Raw genomic sequence first — 21,872 nt, 5'->3', positions numbered from 1 at the left:
TGGAATGCGGCCGCTGGCGCCCGACGCCGTCCTTGCCGCGCCGGGCTTTGCGCCCTAAGACCCCCCGACCCCGAGACAAGAACGGAACCCGCCATGCGTCCCTCCAAGCGCGAACCCGATGCGCTCCGCCCCGTCTCGCTGGAGCGCGCCGTCGCCCGCTACGCGGAAGGCTCCTGCTTCGTGAAATTCGGCAACACCCACGTGCTCTGCACGGCCTCGCTCGAGGAAAAGCCGCCGCCGTGGCTGCGCGGCCAGGGCCGCGGCTGGGTGACGGCGGAATATTCCATGCTGCCGCGCGCCACGCTGGAGCGCACCCGGCGCGAATCGACCTCCGGCAAGCCGTCGGGCCGGACGCAGGAGATCCAGCGCCTGATCGGCCGGTCGCTGCGCACGGTCGTCGACCTGCAGGCGCTGGGCGAGCGGCAGATCACCCTCGACTGCGACGTGATCCAGGCCGACGGCGGCACCCGCACCGCCGCCATCACCGGCGCCTGGGTGGCGCTGCACGACTGCATCGCCTGGATGACGGCGCGGTCCATGCTGAAGACCAATCCGATCCGCGACCATGTCGCGGCGGTCTCCTGCGGCATCTATCAGGGCACGCCGGTGCTCGACCTCGACTATGCCGAGGATTCGGAAGCCGATACCGACGCCAATTTCGTCATGACCGGCGCCGGTGGGATCGTCGAGATCCAGGGCACGGCGGAGAAGACGCCCTTCACCGAGGCCGAGCTCCTCAACCTCCTGTCGCTCGCCCGCGCCGGCTGCGTCCGTCTCGTCGACCTTCAGAAGACGGCGGTGGCATGAGCGCGCGGATCGGCCCCGGCACCCGCCTCGTCGTCGCTACCCACAACAAGGGCAAGCTCGCCGAGTTTCGCGACCTGCTGGCTCCGCACGGTATCGACCTCGTTTCCGCCGGGGAGCTCGGGCTGCCGGAGCCGGCCGAGACCGGCACACTCTATGCCGAGAACGCCGCGCTCAAGGCGCGGGCGGCGACCGAAGCCACAGGGCTTGCCGCCATTGCCGACGATTCCGGCCTCGCCATCGATGCGCTCGATGGCGCGCCGGGCCTCTTCACCGCCGACTGGGCCGGCAATCCGCGCGACTTCGCCGCCGCAATGGCCCGCGTCGACCGCGAACTGACCCTGCGCGGCGTCGTCACCACCGGCGCGAAGGCCCGTTTCGTCTCGGCGTTGGCCCTGACCTTTCCTGATGGGCCCGAGCAGATCTTCGAGGGCCGCGTCTTCGGCACGCTGGTCTGGCCGCCGCGCGGCGACAGGGGTTTCGGCTACGACCCGATGTTCCTGCCTGATGGTCACAGCCTCACCTTCGGCGAGATGAGTGCGGAGGAAAAGCACGGCCTGCCGCCGAAGGGGCAGGGCCTCTCGCACCGCGCCCGCGCCTTCATGGCGCTGGAGAAGGCCGTGCTGGCAGGCTGACGTCGGGCCTGCCCCGCGCCGCCCCGCTTGACTTCGCCGGCCAAGGGTCCAATTTGAGGCTTGTCCAAGGGGGGCCCCGACGAAGGGGCTGAGAGGCTGCACCGTTCCTGCCCGGAACTCCGCAGCGACCCTTGAACCTGATCCGGGTCATGCCGGCGGAGGGATGGGACACCATGTTGACTTCAGTCTATCTCGCAAGGCTCATCGGCCCCATCATGCTGGCGGTGGGAATCGGCCTGCTGGTCAGTCCGGGCGCCTACCGGGCGCTGGCGGCCGAGTTCCTCAAGAGCACCGCGCTGGTCTTCCTGTCCGGGCTCCTGATCCTGACCGCAGGCGTCGCCATCCTGCTGGCGCACCGTGTCGTCGCCCCCGACTGGCGGACGCTCATCACCCTCATCGGCCTTGCCATGCTGGTGGGCGGCGGCATCCGCGTCATCGCTCCCGACCGCGCCGCCGCCATCGGCCGCGACCTCATCGCCCGCGACGGCGCGATGAAGATCGCCGCCGCCGTCTGGCTGATCCTCGGCGCCATCCTCACCATTGCCGGCTACTGGCCGCAGTCCCCCACACCATAAGACCATTCGAGGAAGCCCCATGAACGCCCCCGTCAAGGACATCAAGGCGGCCGTTACCACCGGTCCGCTGCCCGCCTCCACCAAGATATTCGCAATCCCCGAGGCGGCCCCGGACCTGCGCGTGCCGCTGCGCGAGATCCAGCTCCAGGCCGGCGCCGGCGAGCCGAACGTCGTCCTTTATGACACCTCCGGCCCCTACACCGATCCGAATGTCGTCATCGACGTGGAGAAGGGCCTCTCCCGCGCCCGCGCCTCCTGGGTTCTGGAGCGCGGCGGCGTCGAGGCCTATGCGGGCCGCGAGGTGAAGCCCGAGGACAACGGCAACGCCGGCAAGCACCTCGCCCGCGCCTTCCCGCTCGCCAATCCGCCGCTGCGCGGTGTCGGCGACGCGCCGATCACCCAGTACGAGTTTGCGCGAGCCGGCATCATCACCAAGGAAATGATCTACGTCGCGGAGCGCGAGAACCTCGGCCGCAAGGCGATGCTGGAAGGGGCGGAAGCGAAGATCGCCGACGGCGAGAGCTTCGGCGCGGAGATCCCGGCCTTCATCACCCCGGAGTTCGTCCGCTCGGAGATCGCCCGCGGCCGCGCCATTATCCCCTGCAATATCAACCACCCGGAACTCGAGCCGATGATCATCGGCCGCAACTTCCTGGTGAAGATCAACGCCAATATCGGCAATTCCGCCGTCTCCTCCTCCATCGAGGAGGAGGTGGACAAGCTGGTCTGGTCGATCCGCTGGGGCGCCGACACGGTCATGGACCTGTCGACGGGGCGCAACATCCACAACACCCGCGAATGGATCATCCGCAACTCGCCGGTGCCGATCGGTACGGTGCCGATCTACCAGGCGCTGGAGAAGTGCGGCGGCGATCCCGTCAAGCTCACATGGGAGCTCTATCGCGACACGCTGATCGAGCAGGCCGAGCAGGGCGTCGACTACTTCACCATCCACGCCGGCGTGCGCCTCGCCTATGTGCCGCTCACCGCCAACCGCGTGACGGGAATCGTCTCCCGCGGCGGCTCGATCATGGCCAAGTGGTGCCTCGCCCATCACCGCGAGAGCTTCCTCTACGAGCATTTCGACGAGATCTGCGACATCATGCGGCGCTACGACGTGTCGTTTTCGCTCGGCGACGGCCTCAGGCCCGGCTCCATCGCGGATGCCAACGACGCCGCCCAGTTCGCGGAACTCGAGACGCTGGGCGAGCTCACCCAGATCGCCTGGAAGAAGGGCTGCCAGGTGATGATCGAGGGGCCCGGCCACGTGCCGATCCACAAGATCAAGATCAACATGGACAAGCAGTTGAAGGAGTGCGGCGAGGCGCCCTTCTACACGCTCGGACCGCTGACCACCGACATCGCGCCGGGCTACGACCACATCACCTCCGGCATCGGCGCCGCCATGATCGGCTGGTTCGGCTGCGCCATGCTCTGCTACGTCACCCCGAAGGAGCACCTCGGCCTGCCGAACCGCGACGACGTGAAGGTCGGCGTCATCACCTACAAGATCGCCGCCCACGCGGCCGATCTCGGCAAGGGCCACCCGGCAGCGCAGCTGCGCGACGACGCGCTCTCCCGCGCCCGTTTCGACTTCCGCTGGGAGGACCAGTTCAACCTCGGCCTCGACCCCGACACGGCCCGCGCCTACCATGACGAGACGCTGCCGAAGGAGGCGCACAAGGTCGCCCACTTCTGCTCCATGTGCGGGCCGAAGTTCTGCTCGATGAAGATCACGCAGGATGTGCGCGACTACGCCGCGACGCTGAACGATCCCGACAAGCGGGCGGTGGCCGGCGCCGACGCACTCACCGCCGAGCAGGGCATGGCGCAGATGAGCGAGAAGTTCCTCGCCATGGGCGGCAAGGTCTATGTCGAGACGGCGGAAGCGGTGAAGGCGAGCAACAAGGTGCTTTGAGGCTCCTGCCATGACCAGACCACCCGGCTTCGACCAGTGGGAGGAACGCTTCGCCGGAGCGGAGTTCCGCTTCGGCCGCGAGCCGAACCCCTTCCTCGCCCGATGCAAGCCGCTCCTGCCGGCGTCCGGAAAGGCGCTGGCGGTGGCGGACGGGGAGGGGCGCAACGGCGTCTGGCTCGCCCGCCAGGGCCTCGACGTCGTCTCCACCGACTTCTCGCCAACGGCTCAGGCGAAGGCACGGCGGCTTGCCGCCGAGCACGGCGTCGCCGTCACCTTCGTCGAGGCGGACGCCCATTCCTGGGACTACCCCGAGGCCGCCTTCGACGTTGTGGCGGAGATCTTCACCCAGTTCTCACCGCCCGATGGCCGGGCGCTGAAATGGGCCGGCATGCGGCGGGCGCTGAAGCCCGGCGGGCTGCTCATCATCGTCGGCTATACGCCGAAGCAGCTCGCCTACGGCACCGGCGGGCCGAAGCAGATCGAGAACCTCTACACCCGCGCCATGCTGGAGGAGGCCTTTGGCGACTTCGCCGATCTGTCCCTCACCGAGGAGGAGACGGAACTGCAGGAAGGCTCCGGCCATTCCGGGATGTCCGCGGTCATCGGGCTGACGGGGAGGAGGAGGTAGGGGGCGTGGGACGAAGAGAGTCCGACTGCCCCTCGCTGTCGCAAGCGCGGAAGTCGCGTTGCAAGCAGCTTGGAAGCTTCCCTGCTGTCAAATCACTCATGCGGAACACCTATATACCGCGTCAGTGAAGACACAACTATCCGTCATTTTGGAATTGTATCGCCCGCATCCCCAATTGAACGCATGTGCTACTACTCACCAGCGATTTGGCCGCCATTGTCAGCATTCGCAATTTCGGTATATGGTGCAGAATGCTGCTCTATCACTATTGTTCCAACGAAACCTTCGCATCGATATTGGCGAGTGGGGAGGTCTGGGTTTCGGATTTGTCTTTGTCCAATGACAGCGAGGAGGGGCTTTGGATCAAGCGAATTATTCGCGCTGGTCTTGCTATCAATCAGATCAGTCCTGATCAGATAGATTATGTTGAGCGAACACTGGACATAGGGATACGTCAGATAGGAGCTGCTGCATTTTGTATGTCTGAGAAGCCCGATTTGTTGACGCAATGGCGTTCATATGCATCGGATGGGTGCGGTTTTTCTGTTGGTTTCTACGCAGACTACTTTCGAAAACTTGGAGAGCTAAAGCGCGACCGCGGTGACATATTCAATGCATCACTTAGTCAGATAATCTACGAAAAAGAGAAGCAAGACGAGAAAGTTGCGCAAGCGGTCCAATGGTTCGCGGATATTTGCAGGAACGGCGGGGCACGAGTGCCAGTAAAAGGCATTCTCGAAAGCGAAGAATCGTTCGAGGCGCGAAGGAGGCAGTGGGGACGAATTCTGCCAGTTTCGTTGATTGTATATCTTGATGCGTTTACAATGAAAAATCCATCATTTTGCGATGAGCGCGAATGGCGCCTTATTTCGCACAATATGAGTGGCGACGAAGAGACTAGGAGTGGCTTTGATTTTCGGCCTCTCCGCGACCGCATTGTACCGTTTCGGCGGATAAAACTGGAGAAAGTGGACGTGCCTTCTATCGGCACGGTATATCTTGGGCCAAAAAACAAGACTTCGGAAGATACCGTTCGGCTCATGCTGAAGCGCAATGGGTACGAGAATGTTGAGGTAATGCGATCAGATTCAACGTATCGATAGGTCATCTTTTTGTTTGAATTCGATGGTTGTTCGCGAGCCCCAGCCCATGCCCACCTCCCGCCGTGTCGTCCTCGCCGCCCGTCCCGACGGCATCCCGCAGAGCGAGCACTTCCGCATCGAGGCCTATGAGCCGCCGGCGCTGAAACCCGGCGAGATTCTCGTGCGCAACCAGTTCCTCTCGGTGGAGCCGGCCATGCGCGGCTGGGTCTCGGCGGTGGCGAACTATGCCCAGCCCGTCGCCATCGGCGAGGTCATGCGCTCCTTTGCCTCGGGCGAGGTCGTTGCCTCCGAGCATCCGGGCTTTGCGCCCGGCGACAAGGTGACGGGGATGTTCGGCTGGCAGGAGCTTGCCGCCGTGCCGGCCTCCGCCGTCACCCGCAAGGTGACCGAGGCCGACCTGCCGCTCTCCACCTCGCTCGGCGTCATGGGCATCAATGGCCTCACCGCCTATTTCGGCCTCATCGACGTCGGCCTGCCGAAACCCGGCGACACGGTGGTGGTCTCGACCGCATCGGGCTCGGTCGGCTCGGCGGTCGGGCAGATCGCGAAGATCATGGGCTGCCGCACGGTCGGCATCGCCGGCGGGCCGGACAAGGTCGCCCAGTGCCTTGAGGACTTCGGCTACGACGCGGCGATCGACTACAAGGCGACGAACGACATCGCCGCGGCGGTGGCCGAGGCTTGCCCGGCCGGCGTCGACGTCTATTTCGACAACACCTCGGGCGCCATCTCGGACGCGGTGCTGCAGAACCTCTCCATGGGCGCGCGCGTCGTCATCTGCGGCACGGCCTCGGTGTCGTCCTGGGACCCCTGGCCGTCGGGGCCGCGCCCGGAGCGGCACATCCTCGTCAAGCGCGCCCGCATGCAGGGCGTGCTGGCCTTCGACTATGCCCACCGCTACGGCGAGGCGCTGGCGCGGCTGGCGGGGTGGATCCGTTCCGGCCGGCTCCGCTATGCCGAGGACATCCTCAAGGGGATCGAGGCGGCGCCCGACGCCATCGCCTCGCTCTATCGCGGCGAGAACCGCGGCAAGCGCCTCATCCGCCTGCACGGCTGAGCCATGACCATGACGCAGACAGCACCGGCCGCCGGCTGGCGCGCGGCGACGGTGGACCTCGCGTTGCGCCATCCGGTGCTGGCGGCGCTGGCGATCTTCCTCGTCTCGCGGTTCGTCGTCTTCCTCGGCGTGGAATTCGCCGAACTCGTCATCTCCCGGCGGCCCGGCGGGCCCCGCCTGTGGGACCTCGGCGAGCTCTGGTTCCACCGGCTGCTGCGTTGGGACACCGGCTGGTATCTCGGGATCGCCAACAAGGGCTACTCCGTCAATCCCGACCGCTCGGTGGAGACCTCCATCGTCTTCTTCCCGCTGCTGCCGCTCATGGCGAAGGGCCTATCTGCATCGACGGGGCTGCGCGTCTTCGACGCCATGCTGCTAGTGGGGGTGACCGGGGGCTTCGTGGCCATTGGCCTGCTGGCGGCGCTGGTGCGGCCTCTTCTTGGCGCCGCCGTTGCCATCCGTGCAGCGGTGCTGATGGCCTTCCTGCCGACCTCTGTCTTTCTCTCGGCCGCCTATACCGAGCCGGTGGCCCTCGCCCTGGTCCTCGCCTCTTTCCACGCGCTGGCTCAGCGGCGGTTCTGGCTCGCGGCGCTCGCCTGCGGCGTTGCTGCGGCGGCGCGCTCGGCCAGCGTGGCGCTGGTGCCGGTGATCATGGCGGCCGTGGCGCTCACCTCGCCCCTGCCCTGGCTGCGGCGGGTGCCGATGGTCCTCCTGCTCGGCGCGGTGGCGACGGGCGGGCTCCTTCTCTTCATCGCCTGGCAGGGCTGGGTCTTCGGCGACCCCTTCGCCTTCGCCAAGGGTCAGCAGGCCTGGTCGGGCGACATGGGCATCGGCCGCCGCATCCTGAATGCGGCCATGCTGCGTCCGCTCCGGCCTCTCACCTATGGGACCTACTGGTTCCTCGCCGTCGCCGCGCTGGTGGCGCTGGGAGCTTTCCGCCTGCCCTGGACCTGGACCTCCTATGCGGTGCTGGCGCTCGCCATTCCCTATGTCTCGCTGGCGCCGGGCATCGCCGGATTCTCCTCCATGCCGCGCTATGCGCTGATGGTCTTCCCCGCCGTGGTGACGCTGGCGCTGCTGCTGGAAGGCCGGCCCCGGCTGACGCTTCTTCTGATCGCGGCCGGGGCCGGCGGGCTCTTCGTCACCACCGCCCATTTCAGCCAGTGGCACTGGGCGGGGTGAGGGCGCCTCAGGCGTCGCGGGCCGGGGCCTCGGCCAGCAACGCCTGCAGGTCGAGCCGCTTCGTCACCATGGCGAGCGTGCCGTCGGCGTTGCGCGGCCAGTCGGCCGGCTCGCGATCCCGGTAGAGCTCGACGCCGTTGCCGTCGGGGTCGGTGAGGTAGAGAGCCTCGGAGACGCCGTGGTCGCTGGCGCCGTCGAGGCGGATGCCGGCCTCGACGAGGCGGCGCAGCGCATCGCCGAGGGCAGCGCGGTCGGGATAGAGTATCGCGGTGTGGAACAGGCCGGTGGTACCGGGAGCCGGCGGGCGGCCGCCCTTGCTCTCCCAGGTGTTGAGGCCGAGGTGGTGGTGATAGCCGCCGGCGGAGAGGAACACCGCCTGGTCGCCGTAGCGCTGGGTGACCTGGAAGCCGAGCACGTCGCGGTAGAAGGCGAGCGACCGGTCGAGGTCGGCGACCTTGAGATGGACGTGGCCGATGCGCGTGCCGGGGTGGATCGGGGCCGGCGTGGTCTCGGCGGGGACGAGCGGCGCGGCTGCTGCATGGATGGCGGACATCGGGGGCTCCTTCGATCTCAAGGGGGCGGTCTCTCCGCCGTCCCCCGCAAGATGTGCCCGGCTGGCCCGCCGCGCGAGGGCGGCAAGCCGATTCTTGCAGCGGTGCAAGACAGGCTTGCGGGTCAGAGGATGCGCGTCGCCAGGATCTTGTCGATGCGCCGGCCGTCGAGGTCGATCACCTCGAAGCGCCAGCCGGCCTTGTCGAAGCTCTCGCCGACCGCCGGCAGGCGCTGCATCTCGTGCAGCACGAAGCCGGCCACCGTCTGGAAGTCGGCGTCGCGGTCCACCGGCACGCCGAGCTGGGCGGCGAACTCGTCGGCGGCCATCCAGCCGCCGATGAGCAGCGAGCCGTCGGCGCGGGTGACAATGGCCGGCTCCTCGTCGGGCTCGTCGGGCAGGGCGCCGACGATGGCTTCCAGCACGTCGTTGGCGGTGATGATGCCTTCGAAATGGCCGTATTCGTCGAAGACGAGGGTCATGTGGGCGCTGGAGGCTCTCAACGCCCGGAGCACGTCGAGGGCCGGCGTGCGGTCGAGGACGATCGGGGCGTCGTGGACGAGGCTGGCGATGTCGGGCCGCGAGCGAGCGCCCAGCGCCTCGATCAGGTCCTTGGTCAGTGCGACGCCGACGATCGAATCGGCATCGCCGTCCTGCACGGGCAGGCGCGAGCGGCGCGTCGCGCGCACGCGCTGGCGGAGGGTGTCGAGCGGCTCAGCGAGATTGATCACCTCCACCTCGCGACGGGGCGTCATCAGCGCATTGGCGGTGCGGTCGGCGAGGCGCATGACGCCGGCGATCATCGCCCCCTCGTCGCGCGCGAGAACGCCGGCCGTCTCGGCCTCGGCGATGATGGTCTTCACCTCTTCCTCGGTGACCCTGTCGTCGCCATCGGCCCTCTGGCCGAGCAGCGTGAGGACGAGCTTGCCGGAGCCGTCCAGCAGCCAGACGAGCGGCGCGGCGATCCGCGACAGCATCGCCATCGCGGGGGCGACCATGGCCGCGATGCGCTCGGGGTTGCGCAGGGCGATCTGCTTCGGGACCAGTTCGCCGATGATCAGCGACAGATAGGTGATGAGGACGACGACCGAGCCGACGCCGAGCCATTCGGCCGCAAAGGGCGACAGGCCGAGGCCCTGCAGTCCATTGGAGACGCGCACGCCGAGGGTCGCGCCGGAGAAGGCGCCGGAGAACACGCCCACCAGCGTGATGCCGATCTGCACGGTGGACAGGAACCGGCCGGGATGGTCCGCGAGCTGCAGGGCTATCCCAGCGCCCCTGCTGCCCTGGTCGCTCAGCACCCTGAGCCGGGCGGGCCGCGACGAGACGACCGCCAGTTCCGACATGGCCAGAACGCCGTTGACGACGGTCAGGACCAGGATGATCGCGATCTCAAGGTACAACGACACCTCACGCCATACGGCAACCGCGCTCAACATCGGCCCGCTTCGCGCGACTGCATACAGGAAAGGGCAGGGCGAAGACCATGGCTCTGGTACAGGGCGCGCATCGGGGCTGCGACCGGAGCGTCGCTTGACAGGACCGGGTGGCGCGGGGACAAGGCGCGACCAGCCCTGACGTCACGCGGAAATCGCCATGTCCCACGCCCATTTGCAGTCCGTCATCGAGACCGCCTTCGACAACCGCGCCGATGTCAACGCCGCCACCAAAGGCGAGGTGCGCGACGCCGTCGAGACCGCGCTGAACCTGCTCGATTCGGGCACGCTGCGCGTCGCCTCGAAGGAGACCGGCGACTGGGTGGTGCACCAGTGGCTGAAGAAGGCGGTGCTGCTGTCCTTCCGCCTCAACGACATGACGACGATCTCCGGCGGCCCCGGCGGATCGTCCTGGTGGGACAAAGTGCCCTCGAAGTTCGATGGCTGGGGCGCGGCCGAGTTCGGCAAGGCCGGTTTCCGCGCCGTGCCGAACTGCGTTGTGCGGCGCTCGGCCTTCATCGCGAAGAACGTCGTGCTGATGCCCTCCTTCGTGAACCTCGGCGCCTATGTCGACGAGGGCACGATGGTCGACACCTGGGCGACGGTCGGCTCCTGCGCGCAGATCGGCAAGAACGTCCACCTGTCCGGCGGCGTCGGTATCGGCGGCGTGCTGGAGCCCCTCCAGGCCAACCCCACCATCATCGAAGACAACTGCTTCATCGGCGCCCGTTCCGAGGTGGTCGAGGGCGTCGTCGTCGGCGAGGGCTCGGTGATCTCGATGGGCGTGTTCCTGTCCTCCTCCACCAAGATCGTCGACCGCCAGACCGGCGAGATCCATGTCGGCCGCGTGCCGCCCTATTCGGTGGTGGTCTCCGGCTCGCTGCCGGGCAAGGCGCTGCCGGGCGAGAACTGGGGTCCGTCGACCTATTGCGCGGTCATCATGAAGACGGTCGACGAGAAGACCCGCTCGAAGACCGGCATCAACGAGCTGCTGCGCGACTGACGGCAACCGAGGGCTCCCGCCATGGCCAGGATCGACTGGACCGACCGGCAGGTCTGGCTGGAGCCCGCAGCCTGGTCCTATCTGTTCCTCGATTTCGAGGGTCGCATTCCGCGGCTGCCGTTCTGGGTGGCGGCCGTCGTGCTCAATGTCTTCGCCTTCATCGGCGACCGCCTGGCCATGGATTTCGGCGGTCATCCCGCGGCGGCGGTGGTGGGGCTCGTCTTCCTCTATCCCTCGCTGGCGCTCTCCATCAAGCGGGCGCACGACCGCGGCCATTCCGACCTCTACCTTTTGTTCCTGTTCCTGCCGGCCTTCCTGGTCAGCCTGCTGCAGGTGATGGGACACGTGAACGCGCAGAGCCCGCTGGCACCTCTCCTGATGGTCCTCGGCATCTGGGTGCTGGTCGCCCTGATCGTCCTCGTCATCGATCTCGGCGTCATGCGCGGCGAAGAAGGCCCCAATCATTACGGGCCCGACCCCCTCGCATGACACCACGCTGAAACCTTGCACGTTGACGTTGCGCCCTTCGCCCGCCAGTCTCGGAACGGGCGCCCCATCAACAGAGACAAGACCCATGGATTTGCAGAAGCTCTTTCTGAACGGTGACGGCCGCATCGCACGCCAGGAATTCTGGATCGGCATCGTCATCCTGATCGTTGCCAACATCGTTCTCGGCTTCGTCGCCGGCCTCATAGGCTGGGCGGTCGCCGGCATCTGGGGGGCGGCCATCCTCGCCGGCCTCGTCGGCCTCGCCATGACGCTGCCGGCCTACTTCCTCATGGTGAAGCGGTCGAATGACCGCGACTATCCGCAGACCTATGTGCAGGCGCTGATGGCGCTCAACATCGCCTTCCAGATCAAGAACATGATCATGCCGATCGAGGTCGGCGGCCCGAGCTTCATCTCGCTCATCTTCTCGCTGGCGATTGCGGTGGCCGGCCTGTGGGCGCTGGTCGACCTCGGCTTCTTCCAGGGAACCCGCGGCCCGAACCGCTACGGCCCCGACCCGCTCGAAACTGCCCAGGCGTAAGACCGACGCCGACATGAGTGCAGATCCGGTCGCGCTGACGCGCGCACTCGTCCGGTGCCCGTCGGTGACCCCCGAGGAGGGCGGCGCTCTCGCCGCCCTCGAGGCCGTGCTGAAGCCGGCGGGGTTCACCGTCGCGCGCATGACCTTCTCCGAGCCCGGCACGCCGGACGTGGAGAACCTCTACGCCCGGATCGGCACCGGCGCCCCCTATCTCCTGTTCGCCGGGCACACCGACGTGGTGCCGCCCGGCGATGCCGGCCAGTGGCGGCATGGCCCCTTCGCCGGCGAGGTGGACAACGGCGAGCTCCACGGCCGTGGCGCGGTGGACATGAAGGGCGGGATCGCCTGCTTCCTCGCCGCCGCCCTCGACCATCTCGCCGCGCATGGCGGCCAGCCCAGGGGCTCCATCGGCTTCCTCATCACCGGCGACGAGGAAGGCCCCTCGGTGAACGGCACGGTGAAGGTGCTGGAATGGGCCCATGCGCGTGGCGAGCGCTTCGACCACTGCATCGTCGGCGAGCCGAGCAATCCGCAGGCCCTCGGCGACATGATCAAGATCGGCCGGCGCGGGTCGCTGTCCGCCGTCATCACGGTGGAGGGCCGGCAAGGGCACGTCGCCTATCCGCAGCGCGCCGCCAATCCGATTCCTGTCCTGATCGACATCCTGAGCCGGCTGACGGCAAAGCCGCTCGATGCCGGCAATGCGCATTTCCAGCCGTCGAACCTGGAGATCACCTCGGTCGATGTCGGCAATGCCGCGACCAACGTCATCCCGCAGAAGGCGGTGGCGCGCCTCAACATCCGCTTCAACGACGAGCAGACGCTCGATGGCCTGAAGACCTGGATCGAGGGCATCGCGGCGGCGGCGGCGAAGCCCGGCATCGTGGCGTCGGTCGCCTATGCCCGCGGCAATTCGCAGAGCTTCATCACCAAACCGGGACCCTTCGTGGAGATGATCTCGGACACGATCGCGGAAGTGACCGGGCGGCGGCCGGAGCTCTCCACCTCCGGCGGAACCTCGGATGCGCGCTTCATCAAGGACTATTGCCCGGTGATCGAGTTCGGCCTCGTCGGCCAGACCATGCATGCGGTGGACGAGCGCGTGCCGGTCGCCGATCTCGTGGCGCTGACGGCCATCTACCGGCGCATCATCGACCGGTATTTCGGGGGGTAGACGAAAGAGCAGACGCCTTGCACCTGTGAAGTGCGTCCTTCGAGGCTCGCTGCCGCTCGCACCTCAGGATGAGGAGGTATTCTTCTGCATGGAAGGCGCTGGCCCACAATCGCCGCGCCTCAATCATCCCTGATGCAGATCACCACCATCCTCATCCTGAGGTGCGAGCGGCAGCGAGCCTCGAAGGACGCAATCCCGTCGTGCAGGGCATGGGGAGGCCCGGAAAGTGACCAACTGCGGGACTACCCCCAGATGAGATGCGCCGCCAGCAGCGCGGCGATGACCCACAGGGCCACGGTGGAGGAGCGGTTGCGGCGGGCCTCGGCCTCGCCGATGCCCTTCAGCGACTCCGGGGCCAGCACGAAGCCGTCCTTCGTCATCTCGTCGATGCGCTCCGACAGCATGGCCGCGCGCGTCAGCAGGGCCGGGGCCTCGCCGATGACGCGGCCGACGAGACGGACGCCGGAGCCGACCTCCTCGATGCGGCCGACGGGACCGAGGTTGCGGGTGATCCACTCCCGCACCACCGGCTCGGAACTGGTCCAGATGTCGAGCCGCGGGTCGAGCGAGCGGGCGACGCCCTCCACCACCACCATGGTCTTCTGCAGCAGGAGAAGCTCGGTGCGCGTCTTCATGTCGAAGATGGCCGTCACCTCGAAGAGCAGCGACAGGAGCTTCGCCATCGAAATCTGGTCGGCCGTGCGCGAATGGATCGGCTCGCCGATGGCGCGGATCGCCTGGGCGAACTCGTCGATTGAGTGATGCGCCGGCACATAGCCGGCCTCGAAATGCACCTCGGCGACTCGCCTGTACTGCTTGGTGATGAAGCCGAGCAGGATCTCGGCGAGGAACCGCCGCTCCTTCGGGCCGATGCGGCCCATGATGCCGAAATCGACGGCGACGAGATTGCCGGCGCGGTCGGCGAAGAGGTTCCCCTGGTGCATGTCGGCATGGAAGAAGCCGTCGCGCAGGGCGTGGCGCAGGAAGCTCTGGATGACGATCTGGCCGAGGGCGCGCGGATCGACTCCGGCGGCGGCCAGCCCCTCGCGGTCGCCGAGCTTGATGCCGTCGATCCATTCGGTGGTGAGCACCGAGCGCCCGGTGCGGTTCCAGTCGACGGTAGGCACGCGGAAGCCGGGATCGGCCGCTGTCCGCTCGGCCATCTCCGACGCGGCGGCCGCTTCCAGCCGGAGGTCGAGCTCGATCGCCATGGACCGGGCGAGCGTGTCGACGATGCCGACCGGCTTGAGGCGACGCGAGTCCGGGACGAGCTTTTCGGCGAGCCGCGCGGCGAAATAGTAGTCGGCGAGATCGGCGCGGAAGCGGTCGGCGACGCGCGGGCGCAGCACCTTCACAGCCACGTCGCGGATCGTGTCGCCGTCGCGGACGGTGGCCTTGTGGACCTGCGCGATGGAGGCGGCGGCGATCGGCGGACCGAAGCTCGCATAGGCCTCGGCGACCGGCTGGCCGAGCGTATCGGCGACGATTTTCTCGGCCAGCGCCTGGTCGAAGGGCGGCACCTTGTCCTGCAGGCTCTCGAGATCCCGCGCGATCAGGGCGCCGACCACGTCCGGCCGGGTCGACAGGAACTGGCCGAGCTTCACATAGGTGGGGCCGAGGCGGGTGAGGGCGGCGGTCAGCCGGTCGGAGCGCGTGCCGGCGCTCGGGCGCTCGACGATGCGCGCCAGCCGCAGGGCGAGGCGCGCCGGCGGCGGCAGGGCCTGCGGGTCGACGAGGCCGAGAACCCCCTCGCGGGCGAAGACGAAGCCGGCCCGCGCGAGGCGGAGGAGATGGATGGCGCCTGCAATCACGGCGTCAGATCTTCCAGCCGCCGGACAGGCAGGCGATGCCGCCGGTCATCGGCGTCACCTCGACACGCGAGAAGCCCGCCTTGGTGATCATGCCGGCAAAGACGTCGTTGCGCGGGAACTTGCGGATGGATTCGACCAGATACTGGTAGGGCTTGGCATCGCCCGTCACCATCTTCCCCATCGGCGGGATCACGGCGAAGGAATAGGCGTCATAGACGCGGTCGAGGCCGGGCACGACGTCGGGCGAGAACTCCAGCACCAGCAGCCGGCCGCCGGGGCGAAGGACGCGGTACGCCTCGTCGAGCGCCGTCTGGATGCGCGGCACGTTGCGGATGCCGAAGGCGATCGTGTAGCCGTCAAAGGTGGAGGACGGGAAGGGCAGCGCCTCGGCATTGCCCTGCACGAACTCGACGCGCTCCGACAGGCTGCGCTTGTCGGCGCGGGAGCGGCCCACTTTCAGCATCTCGGCGTTGATGTCGCAGACGGTGGCTTGCGCTCCGGAACCGGCGCCGACCACCTTGAAGGCGACGTCCCCGGTGCCGCCGGCGACATCGAGATGGCGGAAGGGGCGGGCCTTCGGCACGCCGAGGCGCGTCACCATGACGTCCTTCCAGATGCGGTGGAGGCCGGCCGACATCAGGTCGTTCATCAGGTCGTAGCGACCGGCGACCTTGTGGAACACATCGTCCACGAGATCCTGCTTGGCGTCGAGGTCGACGCGGCGGAAGCCGAAATCGGTCTGGTCGGTGGCTGCTGACATGGCCGGGTCCTGCGAAATCGGCGGGACCATAGCGGAACGATCCGGCTGGCGCTATGTGGGGTCGGGTCACACGTTCCCAAGGCTTCCGGTCGCCATGCCCGAACTCCCCGAGGTCGAAACCGTCCGCCGCGGCCTGGCGCCGGTGATGGAAGGGGCGACCATCCTCGCCGCCGAGGTCCGGCGCGCCGACCTGCGCTTTCCCTTCCCCGAACGTTTCGCCGAGCGGCTGGCGGGCCGCCGCGTCACCGGCCTCGGCCGCCGCGCCAAATACCTCCTCGCCGATCTCGACGGCGACGAGGTCGTCATCATGCATCTCGGCATGTCCGGATCGTTCCGCATCGCCCGGCCGGCCCTGTCCGGCGAGGTGGTCGGCGAGTTCCACCACGAGCGCTCGCGTGACGCCGCCCATGACCATGTGGTCCTGACGCTCTCGTCGGGCGCGACGGTCACCTACAACGACCCGCGCCGCTTCGGCTTCATGCTGATGACGGAGCGGCGGGCGCTGGCCGAGCACCCGCTGATGGCCAGGCTCGGTGTCGAGCCGACCGGCAACGACCTCTCTGCCGCACATCTGGCGCGGGTGTTCCGCGGCAAGGCGGCGCCGCTGAAGGCGGCCCTGCTCGACCAGTCCATCATCGCCGGCCTCGGCAATATCTATGTCTGCGAGGCACTGCACCGCGCCGGCCTGTCGCCGCAGCGGGCGGCCGGGACGCTGGTGACGAAGGGCGGCGAGCCCACCGTCCGGCTGGAGCGGCTGGTGCCTGTCATCCGGGAGGTCATCTCCGAGGCGATCGAGGCGGGCGGATCGTCCCTGCGCGACCATGCCCAGCCCTCCGGCGAGCTCGGCTATTTCCAGCACAGCTTCCATGTCTACGATCGCGAAGGCGAGACTTGCAGGCGGTGCGGTGATCGTCACATTGTGCGGCGGATCGTGCAGTCGGGCCGCTCAACCTTCTATTGTCCGGCGTGCCAACGCTAAGGGAATGACGATGCTGAAGGTCTGGGGCCGCAGGAACTCCTCCAACTTGCAGAAGGTGATGTGGTGCGTCGCCGAGATCGGCATCCCGCACCAGCGTATCGATGCGGGCCGCGAGTTCGGCATCGTCGGCGAGCCGGCCTACAAGGCGCTGAACCCGAACTCCAAGATCCCGACCATCGAGGACGAGGGTCTCGTCCTGTGGGAATCCAACGCCATCTGCCGCTACCTCGCCCGCAAGCACGGCCGCCTGATGCCGCCGGCGCTCGCCGACCAGGCGCGCGTCGACATGTGGATGGACTGGCAGCAGACCGAGCTCGGCCAGGGTGTCGGTCCGGTCTTCATCGGGCTTGTGCGCACGCCTGCGGACAAGCGCGACAATGCCGCCATCGAGAAGGCCAAGCAGGCCTCCATCGCCTCCATGGCGATCCTCGATGCCGAACTGGGCCAGCATCTCTTCGTCGTCGGCAACACCTTCACCGTCGCCGACATCCCCTTCGGCATCATGGTGATGCGCTACAAGGCGCTGATTCCCGAGAGCCCGGCCTATGCCAATGTCGACCGCTGGTACGCCGCGATCTCGGCGCGTCCGGCCTTCCAGGAGCACGTCGCCAGCATTCCGCTGACCTGACGGCGCAACGGTTTCCAGGCGCGAAACCCTGCCGCGTTGACTTTTCCGGACGGGGCGGCCTATAACCCGCGCCGACTTGGGAGCGGCTCGCGCCCGAGTGCGTGGTCCGTTCGCCGGATCATCGCCCGCGAGCCCGTTCGCACCCTCATTCGATCGTTTTGAACCCGACCCGCGCGGAGACGTCCCGTGAAACGCACCTACCAGCCCTCCAAGCTCGTCCGCAAGCGCCGCCACGGCTTCCGTGCCCGCATGGCCACCAAGGGTGGCCAGCGGGTTCTCGCCGCCCGCCGCGCCCGCGGCCGCAAGCGCCTGTCCGCCTGATCTGCCACGGCCGGGATTTCGGCTGAGCCGAACGACGGGAGGGCGCGAATGACGAGTTCGACAACGCCCATCCGCCTCGTTCGGCGGGCCGACTTCATCGCCTGCTCCAAGGGCCGCCGTGTCACAACGGCGGCTTTCGTGTTGCAGGAACGCACGCGCGGCGACGACAAGCCGCCGCGTTTCGGCTTCACCGTGACGAACAAGACCGGCGGCGCCGTCGAGCGCAACCGTATGCGCCGACGCCTGCGCGAGGTGGTGCGGCTCGGTGCCCAGACCGGGGCGAGGCCCGGGTCCGACTACGTGCTGGTGCTGAACCGCAACGCGCTCGACCGCCCCTTCGACGTTCTTAAGACCGACCTCACCGAGGCGCTCGTCCGCGCCGCCGCTCCCCGCTCCGCCCGCCCCACGGGTCGCTCCAATCCCTGATCACCGACGGACCGATGGCCGATAACCGCAACTACATCCTCGCGATCGCTCTCTCGATCCTCGTCCTGGTCGGCTGGCAGTATTTCGTCGGCATGCCGCAGGTGGAGCGCCAGCGCGAGGCGCAGCGCCAGCAGCAGCTCCAGCAACAGCAGCAGGCGGCCGGCCAGGCTCCCGCCGCGACCTCGCCGGTACCCGGCGCCCCGCCCCAGCCGGGCGCTGCCCCCGCTCCCGGTTCCGTCGCCCCTGCCGCCCCCGGCGCGCTCACCCCGGTGCCGGTTCAGGGCCTGTCCCGCGAGGCGGTCCTCGCGGCCAGCCCGCGCGTCGGCATCGAGACGCCGCGCCTGAAGGGCTCCATCAATCTCCTCGGCGGCCGCGTCGACGATCTGGTGATGACCTCCTATCGCGAGACCATCCAGCGCAACAGCCCGAACGTCGTGCTGTTCGCGCCGGCCGGCTCGCCCATCGATCCGATCAACCACCGCCACCCCTTCTATGCCGAGTTCGGCTACGTTCCGGCGCAGGGCGTGACCGCCGCCGTGCCCAACGCCCAGACCGTGTGGACCCAGGAGGGGTCGGGCACGCTCACCCCGGCGAGCCCGGTCGCCATCACCTGGGACAACGGCCAGGGCCTGACCTTCCGCCGAACGTTCCAGATCGACGCCAACTACATGATCACCGTGCGGGACGGCGTCACCAATGCCGGCGCCGCGCCCGTGTCGCTGCATCCCTTCGGCCTCATCTCGCGCCACGGCCTGCCGCAGACCTCGGGCTACTACATCCTGCACGAGGGCCTGATCGGCGTGTTCGGTGACAAGGGCCTGCAGGAAGTGGGCTATTCCGCCATCGAGACCGCCCGCGCGCAGACCTTCAAGGCGCGCGGCGCCTGGCTCGGCATCACCGACAAGTACTGGGCTGCAGCGCTGATTCCCGACCAGAACGCGGAGACGGATTCGAGCTTCAAGTTCTTCCAGTCCGGCACGACCAAGTCGTTCCAGACCGACTTCCTCTCGCCCGCCGTGACCATCGCGCCAGGCGCGACGTCGGAGACCACGACGCGGCTCTTCGCCGGCGCCAAGGAAGTGCGCGTCGTCGACGGCTATTCCGACGCGCTGAAGATCGACCGCTTCGACCGTCTGATCGACTGGGGCTGGTTCTACTTCATCACCAAGCCGCTGTTCGTCGTGATGGACTGGATCTTCATCCAGACGGGCAACTTCGGCATCGCCATCCTGCTGGTGACGCTGCTGATCAAGGCCCTGTTCTTCCCGCTCGCCAACAAGAGCTACGCCTCCATCACCATGATGAAGAAGGTGCAGCCGGAAATGATGGCGCTGCGCGAGCGTTACGCCGAAGACAAGATGAAGCAGCAGCAGGAACTGATGGCGCTCTACAAGCGGGAGAAGATCAATCCGCTGGCGGGCTGCTGGCCGATCCTCATCCAGATCCCGGTGTTCTTCGCGCTCTACAAGGTGCTGTTCATCACCATCGAGATGCGGCATGCGCCGTTCTTCGGCTGGGTCCAGGACCTTTCCGCGCCGGACCCGACATCGATCTTCAACCTGTTCGGCCTCCTGCCATTCACCGTGCCGGCCTTCCTGCTCATCGGCGTCTGGCCGATCATCATGGGCATCACGATGTGGGTGCAGATGCAGATGAACCCGGCCCCGACGGACCCGATCCAGGCCGCGTTCTTCAAGTGGATGCCGATCCTCTTCACCTTCATGCTGGCCTCGTTCCCCGCCGGCCTCGTCATCTACTGGGCCTGGAACAACCTCCTGTCGGTGCTGCAGCAGGGCCTGATCATGCGCAAGTACGGCGTGAAGATCGAGTTGTGGGACAACATGCGGTCGATGTTCGGAGGCGGGCCGACCAAGCCCGCCGGCTGACGGTATGGCGGGCGACCTGATCGAGACCGGGCGCAAGCTCTTCGCGCGGCCCTGGACCTTCTGGCGCGGCACGCCCGACATGAAGCACCTGCCCCCGATGACGGGGGTGGAGATCGCCTTCGCCGGACGTTCCAATGTCGGCAAGTCGAGCCTGATCAACGCGCTCGTCGGGCAGAACAGCCTGGCGCGCACGTCGAACACGCCGGGCCGCACGCAGGAACTGAACTTCTTCCATGTTCCCTCGGAGGAAGGGCCGGGCCTCGGGCTCGTCGTCGTCGACATGCCGGGCTACGGCTTTGCCGCGGCGCCGGAAGCCAAGGTGAAGGCGTGGACCAAGGTCATCCACGACTACCTGCGCGGCCGGCAGAATCTCGCCCGCGTCTATGTCCTCATCGACGCCCGCCACGGCATCAAGCCGGTCGATGTCGACGTGCTGGACGAACTCGGCAAGGCGGCGGTCTCCTACCAGGTCGTCCTGACCAAGGCCGACCAGATCACAGAGCCGGCGCTGGAGAAGCTCGCCGCCGCGACGCTCGACGTTCTCAAGAAGCGGGCCGCAGCCTTCCCTGAGGTGATCGCCACCTCCAGCCGCAAGGGCGAGGGCATCCCGGAGTTGCGCGCCGCCATCGCCCGGGTCGCGGCGGAGAGGGCGTAGAGGCCCGCTCGGTCCGGTCGATCGCGCACATCAAGTGCGTCCTTCGAGGCTCGCTGCCGCTCGCGCCTCTGGATGAGGCGGGGTGGTGCCTGGCATCAGCGTCTGGAAAAGCTTGACCATCGCGCCTTGAGCGACCGCTGTGCAATTGACCACCTGCTCATCCTGAGGCGCGAGCGGCAGCGAGCCTCGAAGGACGCAGTTGCGACGTGCAGGGCGTACCCGCGCCCTGCAACTCGAGGATCCCCTTCCCCTGGCTCGCTGCCGCTCGGTCGGTCGAGGGCGACGTTCGGAGTGGATGATCCCTGCCTTTCGTCGACCGCGGTCGGCGCCCGGAGCGGCTGTTCCGGCCTCGCGGAGGACCTCTGCCGATGGTGGTGCGACAGGTCTTCCCTTCTCAAGCCGGCCAGCGGTCGGTATTGTGACGTCAACAGGGAGACAATCCCGATCCTGCGTTCGCCCGAGGGCGCGCACTCCATCCAGCGCCATGGGAGGCGACGTGACCATTGCCGTGCACCTCGAGGGTGTTTCGGTCGCATACGCTTTGGCGGGCGGCGGGAAATATGAAGCGGTCCAGCCGGTCGACCTGTCGGTCAAGGACGGCGAGTTCGTGGCGCTGCTCGGCCCCACCGGCTGCGGCAAGTCGACCCTCCTGAACATCGCCGCAGGGTTGATGGCGCCCTCGTCCGGTACCTGCGACATCTTCGGGGAGCGGCTCACCGGGCTCTGCGGCAAGGCCGGCTATCTCTTCCAGCAGGATGCGCTGATGCCGTGGAAGACGGCGGAGGACAATGTCGCCATCGGCCTCGAAGTCGGCGGCATCAGGCGTTCCGAGGCGCTCGAGCGCGCGCGGGCGATGATGGCCAAGGTCGGTCTCGCCGCCTTCGGCGACCGCTATCCGCACCAGCTCTCCGGCGGCCAGAAGAAGCGCGTGGCGCTCGCCCAGGTGCTGGTGCGCGAGCCGAAGATCCTGCTGATGGACGAGCCCTTCGGGCCGCTCGACGCCCAGACGCGGCTCATCATGAGCGAGCTGCTGCTCGATCTCTGGCAGCAGGACCGCAAGGCGGTGATGTTCGTCACCCACGACCTCGACGAGGCGATCGCGCTATCCGACAGGGTGGTGGTCATGTCCGCCGGCCCCAGCTCCCGCTTCATCGGCGAGTTCGCCGTCGACCTGCCGCGCCCCCGCGACATCGCCGAGGTGCGGTCCGAGCCGGCCTTCCACCGCCTTCACGCCGAGATCTGGTCCTGCCTGCGCGACGAGGTGCGCAAGACCTACGGCCTCATCGACAAGGGGGCCGCAGCATGACGCCG

Annotated in this window: 23 protein-coding genes and 1 riboswitch; of the genes, 19 read left to right on the top strand and 4 right to left on the bottom strand. The window is 67.6% G+C overall.

Going from position 1 to position 21,872, the window contains the following annotated elements:
• Positions 1 to 93 precede the first annotated feature (93 nt).
• The 8 genes from rph (at position 94) to ACJ4V0_RS12760 (ending at position 7,902) form a co-directional block, all read left to right on the top strand.
• Entirely contained in the window at positions 94 to 807 is a 714-nt protein-coding gene (rph, locus tag ACJ4V0_RS12795; protein WP_448299958.1) for a ribonuclease PH, read from the top strand.
• Positions 804 to 1,439 (top strand): non-canonical purine NTP pyrophosphatase, encoded by a 636-nt coding sequence (locus ACJ4V0_RS12790; RefSeq protein ID WP_448299957.1) that lies wholly within the window; start codon positions 804 to 806, stop codon positions 1,437 to 1,439. The genes rph and ACJ4V0_RS12790 overlap by 4 nt, the downstream gene beginning before the upstream one ends.
• Before the next feature lie 57 nt (positions 1,440 to 1,496).
• Positions 1,497 to 1,621, top strand: a riboswitch (TPP riboswitch).
• Positions 1,613 to 2,014 carry a hypothetical protein gene (locus ACJ4V0_RS12785; protein WP_448299956.1) on the top strand — a complete coding sequence of 134 codons (402 nt, stop codon included), beginning with the start codon at positions 1,613 to 1,615 and terminating at the stop codon, positions 2,012 to 2,014. It overlaps the preceding riboswitch by 9 nt.
• Before the next feature lie 19 nt (positions 2,015 to 2,033).
• Positions 2,034 to 3,932 (top strand): phosphomethylpyrimidine synthase ThiC, encoded by a 1,899-nt coding sequence (thiC, locus tag ACJ4V0_RS12780; protein ID WP_448299955.1) that lies wholly within the window; start codon positions 2,034 to 2,036, stop codon positions 3,930 to 3,932.
• A 10-nt stretch (positions 3,933 to 3,942) separates the two neighbouring features.
• Positions 3,943 to 4,560 carry a class I SAM-dependent methyltransferase gene (locus tag ACJ4V0_RS12775; protein ID WP_448299954.1) on the top strand — a complete coding sequence of 206 codons (618 nt, stop codon included), beginning with the start codon at positions 3,943 to 3,945 and terminating at the stop codon, positions 4,558 to 4,560.
• A 251-nt stretch (positions 4,561 to 4,811) separates the two neighbouring features.
• On the top strand, positions 4,812 to 5,663 hold the full coding sequence (locus ACJ4V0_RS12770) for a DUF2971 domain-containing protein (RefSeq protein WP_448299953.1): 852 nt from the start codon (positions 4,812 to 4,814) through the stop codon (positions 5,661 to 5,663).
• 46 nt (positions 5,664 to 5,709) lie between these two features.
• On the top strand, positions 5,710 to 6,720 hold the full coding sequence (locus ACJ4V0_RS12765; RefSeq protein WP_448299952.1) for an NADP-dependent oxidoreductase: 1,011 nt from the start codon (positions 5,710 to 5,712) through the stop codon (positions 6,718 to 6,720).
• Between the two features lie 9 nt (positions 6,721 to 6,729).
• The gene (locus ACJ4V0_RS12760) at positions 6,730 to 7,902 is read left to right on the top strand and encodes a mannosyltransferase family protein (protein WP_448299951.1); all 1,173 of its coding nucleotides are present in this window, start codon (positions 6,730 to 6,732) and stop codon (positions 7,900 to 7,902) included.
• Positions 7,903 to 7,909: 7 nt separating this feature from the next.
• Here ACJ4V0_RS12760 and ACJ4V0_RS12755 read toward each other — a convergent pair whose 3' ends face one another.
• Together ACJ4V0_RS12755 and ACJ4V0_RS12750 are read right to left on the bottom strand one after the other, a co-directional pair.
• Complete coding sequence (locus ACJ4V0_RS12755) at positions 7,910 to 8,455, bottom strand: VOC family protein (RefSeq protein WP_448299950.1); 546 nt, start codon at positions 8,453 to 8,455, stop codon at positions 7,910 to 7,912.
• A 122-nt stretch (positions 8,456 to 8,577) separates the two neighbouring features.
• Positions 8,578 to 9,855 carry a hemolysin family protein gene (locus tag ACJ4V0_RS12750; RefSeq protein WP_448299949.1) on the bottom strand — a complete coding sequence of 426 codons (1,278 nt, stop codon included), beginning with the start codon at positions 9,853 to 9,855 and terminating at the stop codon, positions 8,578 to 8,580.
• 193 nt (positions 9,856 to 10,048) lie between these two features.
• Between ACJ4V0_RS12750 and dapD the strand changes: the two genes are divergently transcribed.
• The 4 genes from dapD to dapE all read left to right on the top strand — a co-directional run bounded on the left by dapD (position 10,049) and on the right by dapE (position 13,095).
• Positions 10,049 to 10,891, top strand: a complete 843-nt coding sequence (gene dapD / locus ACJ4V0_RS12745) for a 2,3,4,5-tetrahydropyridine-2,6-dicarboxylate N-succinyltransferase (protein ID WP_448299948.1) — start codon at positions 10,049 to 10,051, stop codon at positions 10,889 to 10,891.
• Positions 10,892 to 10,912: 21 nt separating this feature from the next.
• Positions 10,913 to 11,380: a DUF805 domain-containing protein gene (locus tag ACJ4V0_RS12740; protein ID WP_448299947.1), complete on the top strand. Its 468-nt coding sequence runs from the start codon at positions 10,913 to 10,915 to the stop codon at positions 11,378 to 11,380.
• Positions 11,381 to 11,465: 85 nt separating this feature from the next.
• Positions 11,466 to 11,921, top strand: coding sequence for a DUF805 domain-containing protein (locus tag ACJ4V0_RS12735; protein WP_448299946.1), 456 nt, complete (start codon positions 11,466 to 11,468; stop codon positions 11,919 to 11,921).
• A 13-nt stretch (positions 11,922 to 11,934) separates the two neighbouring features.
• The gene (dapE, locus tag ACJ4V0_RS12730) at positions 11,935 to 13,095 is read left to right on the top strand and encodes a succinyl-diaminopimelate desuccinylase (protein WP_448299945.1); all 1,161 of its coding nucleotides are present in this window, start codon (positions 11,935 to 11,937) and stop codon (positions 13,093 to 13,095) included.
• 242 nt (positions 13,096 to 13,337) lie between these two features.
• Here dapE and ubiB read toward each other — a convergent pair whose 3' ends face one another.
• On the bottom strand, positions 13,338 to 14,906 hold the full coding sequence (gene ubiB / locus ACJ4V0_RS12725; RefSeq protein ID WP_448299944.1) for a 2-polyprenylphenol 6-hydroxylase: 1,569 nt from the start codon (positions 14,904 to 14,906) through the stop codon (positions 13,338 to 13,340).
• 4 nt (positions 14,907 to 14,910) lie between these two features.
• Complete coding sequence (gene ubiE, locus ACJ4V0_RS12720) at positions 14,911 to 15,684, bottom strand: bifunctional demethylmenaquinone methyltransferase/2-methoxy-6-polyprenyl-1,4-benzoquinol methylase UbiE (RefSeq protein WP_527248926.1); 774 nt, start codon at positions 15,682 to 15,684, stop codon at positions 14,911 to 14,913.
• Positions 15,685 to 15,760: 76 nt separating this feature from the next.
• On the opposite strand from ubiE, the gene mutM reads away from it, so the two are divergent.
• From mutM to ACJ4V0_RS12685, 7 genes are all read left to right on the top strand, one after another.
• The gene (mutM, locus tag ACJ4V0_RS12715; protein ID WP_448299942.1) at positions 15,761 to 16,645 is read left to right on the top strand and encodes a bifunctional DNA-formamidopyrimidine glycosylase/DNA-(apurinic or apyrimidinic site) lyase; all 885 of its coding nucleotides are present in this window, start codon (positions 15,761 to 15,763) and stop codon (positions 16,643 to 16,645) included.
• A gap of 4 nt (positions 16,646 to 16,649) precedes the next feature.
• The gene (locus ACJ4V0_RS12710) at positions 16,650 to 17,273 is read left to right on the top strand and encodes a glutathione S-transferase family protein (protein ID WP_448299941.1); all 624 of its coding nucleotides are present in this window, start codon (positions 16,650 to 16,652) and stop codon (positions 17,271 to 17,273) included.
• A gap of 186 nt (positions 17,274 to 17,459) precedes the next feature.
• Positions 17,460 to 17,594 (top strand): 50S ribosomal protein L34, encoded by a 135-nt coding sequence (gene rpmH / locus ACJ4V0_RS12705; RefSeq protein ID WP_038305233.1) that lies wholly within the window; start codon positions 17,460 to 17,462, stop codon positions 17,592 to 17,594.
• A gap of 48 nt (positions 17,595 to 17,642) precedes the next feature.
• Positions 17,643 to 18,020: a ribonuclease P protein component gene (rnpA, locus tag ACJ4V0_RS12700; RefSeq protein ID WP_448299940.1), complete on the top strand. Its 378-nt coding sequence runs from the start codon at positions 17,643 to 17,645 to the stop codon at positions 18,018 to 18,020.
• A 14-nt stretch (positions 18,021 to 18,034) separates the two neighbouring features.
• Entirely contained in the window at positions 18,035 to 19,906 is a 1,872-nt protein-coding gene (gene yidC / locus ACJ4V0_RS12695) for a membrane protein insertase YidC (RefSeq protein ID WP_448299939.1), read from the top strand.
• Positions 19,907 to 19,910: 4 nt separating this feature from the next.
• The gene (gene yihA / locus ACJ4V0_RS12690; protein WP_448299938.1) at positions 19,911 to 20,561 is read left to right on the top strand and encodes a ribosome biogenesis GTP-binding protein YihA/YsxC; all 651 of its coding nucleotides are present in this window, start codon (positions 19,911 to 19,913) and stop codon (positions 20,559 to 20,561) included.
• 484 nt (positions 20,562 to 21,045) lie between these two features.
• Positions 21,046 to 21,867: an ABC transporter ATP-binding protein gene (locus tag ACJ4V0_RS12685; RefSeq protein ID WP_448299937.1), complete on the top strand. Its 822-nt coding sequence runs from the start codon at positions 21,046 to 21,048 to the stop codon at positions 21,865 to 21,867.
• Positions 21,868 to 21,872 lie beyond the last annotated feature (5 nt).

The organism is Phreatobacter aquiterrae, from assembly GCF_053471285.1.
Note: the sequence above shows the minus strand (reverse complement) of the source record. Positions and strands in the feature narration are given on the sequence as shown.

Excerpts from the sequence above, each read along its gene's own strand:
- ACJ4V0_RS12755 (WP_448299950.1), bottom strand. The coding sequence starts at position 8,455 with ATGTCCGCCATCCATGCAGCAGCCGCGCCGCTCGTCCCCGCCGAGACC.
- ACJ4V0_RS12710 (WP_448299941.1), top strand. The coding sequence starts at position 16,650 with ATGACGATGCTGAAGGTCTGGGGCCGCAGGAACTCCTCCAACTTGCAG.
- ACJ4V0_RS12685 (WP_448299937.1), top strand. The coding sequence starts at position 21,046 with ATGGGAGGCGACGTGACCATTGCCGTGCACCTCGAGGGTGTTTCGGTC.
- ACJ4V0_RS12775 (WP_448299954.1), top strand. The coding sequence starts at position 3,943 with ATGACCAGACCACCCGGCTTCGACCAGTGGGAGGAACGCTTCGCCGGA.
- mutM (WP_448299942.1), top strand. The coding sequence starts at position 15,761 with ATGCCCGAACTCCCCGAGGTCGAAACCGTCCGCCGCGGCCTGGCGCCG.
- rph (WP_448299958.1), top strand. The coding sequence starts at position 94 with ATGCGTCCCTCCAAGCGCGAACCCGATGCGCTCCGCCCCGTCTCGCTG.
- dapE (WP_448299945.1), top strand. The coding sequence starts at position 11,935 with ATGAGTGCAGATCCGGTCGCGCTGACGCGCGCACTCGTCCGGTGCCCG.
- rnpA (WP_448299940.1), top strand. The coding sequence starts at position 17,643 with ATGACGAGTTCGACAACGCCCATCCGCCTCGTTCGGCGGGCCGACTTC.
- ACJ4V0_RS12760 (WP_448299951.1), top strand. The coding sequence starts at position 6,730 with ATGACGCAGACAGCACCGGCCGCCGGCTGGCGCGCGGCGACGGTGGAC.
- ACJ4V0_RS12785 (WP_448299956.1), top strand. The coding sequence starts at position 1,613 with ATGTTGACTTCAGTCTATCTCGCAAGGCTCATCGGCCCCATCATGCTG.
- ACJ4V0_RS12770 (WP_448299953.1), top strand. The coding sequence starts at position 4,812 with ATGCTGCTCTATCACTATTGTTCCAACGAAACCTTCGCATCGATATTG.
- yihA (WP_448299938.1), top strand. The coding sequence starts at position 19,911 with ATGGCGGGCGACCTGATCGAGACCGGGCGCAAGCTCTTCGCGCGGCCC.
- ACJ4V0_RS12735 (WP_448299946.1), top strand. The coding sequence starts at position 11,466 with ATGGATTTGCAGAAGCTCTTTCTGAACGGTGACGGCCGCATCGCACGC.
- ACJ4V0_RS12790 (WP_448299957.1), top strand. The coding sequence starts at position 804 with ATGAGCGCGCGGATCGGCCCCGGCACCCGCCTCGTCGTCGCTACCCAC.
- thiC (WP_448299955.1), top strand. The coding sequence starts at position 2,034 with ATGAACGCCCCCGTCAAGGACATCAAGGCGGCCGTTACCACCGGTCCG.
- dapD (WP_448299948.1), top strand. The coding sequence starts at position 10,049 with ATGTCCCACGCCCATTTGCAGTCCGTCATCGAGACCGCCTTCGACAAC.
- ACJ4V0_RS12765 (WP_448299952.1), top strand. The coding sequence starts at position 5,710 with ATGCCCACCTCCCGCCGTGTCGTCCTCGCCGCCCGTCCCGACGGCATC.
- ACJ4V0_RS12740 (WP_448299947.1), top strand. The coding sequence starts at position 10,913 with ATGGCCAGGATCGACTGGACCGACCGGCAGGTCTGGCTGGAGCCCGCA.
- yidC (WP_448299939.1), top strand. The coding sequence starts at position 18,035 with ATGGCCGATAACCGCAACTACATCCTCGCGATCGCTCTCTCGATCCTC.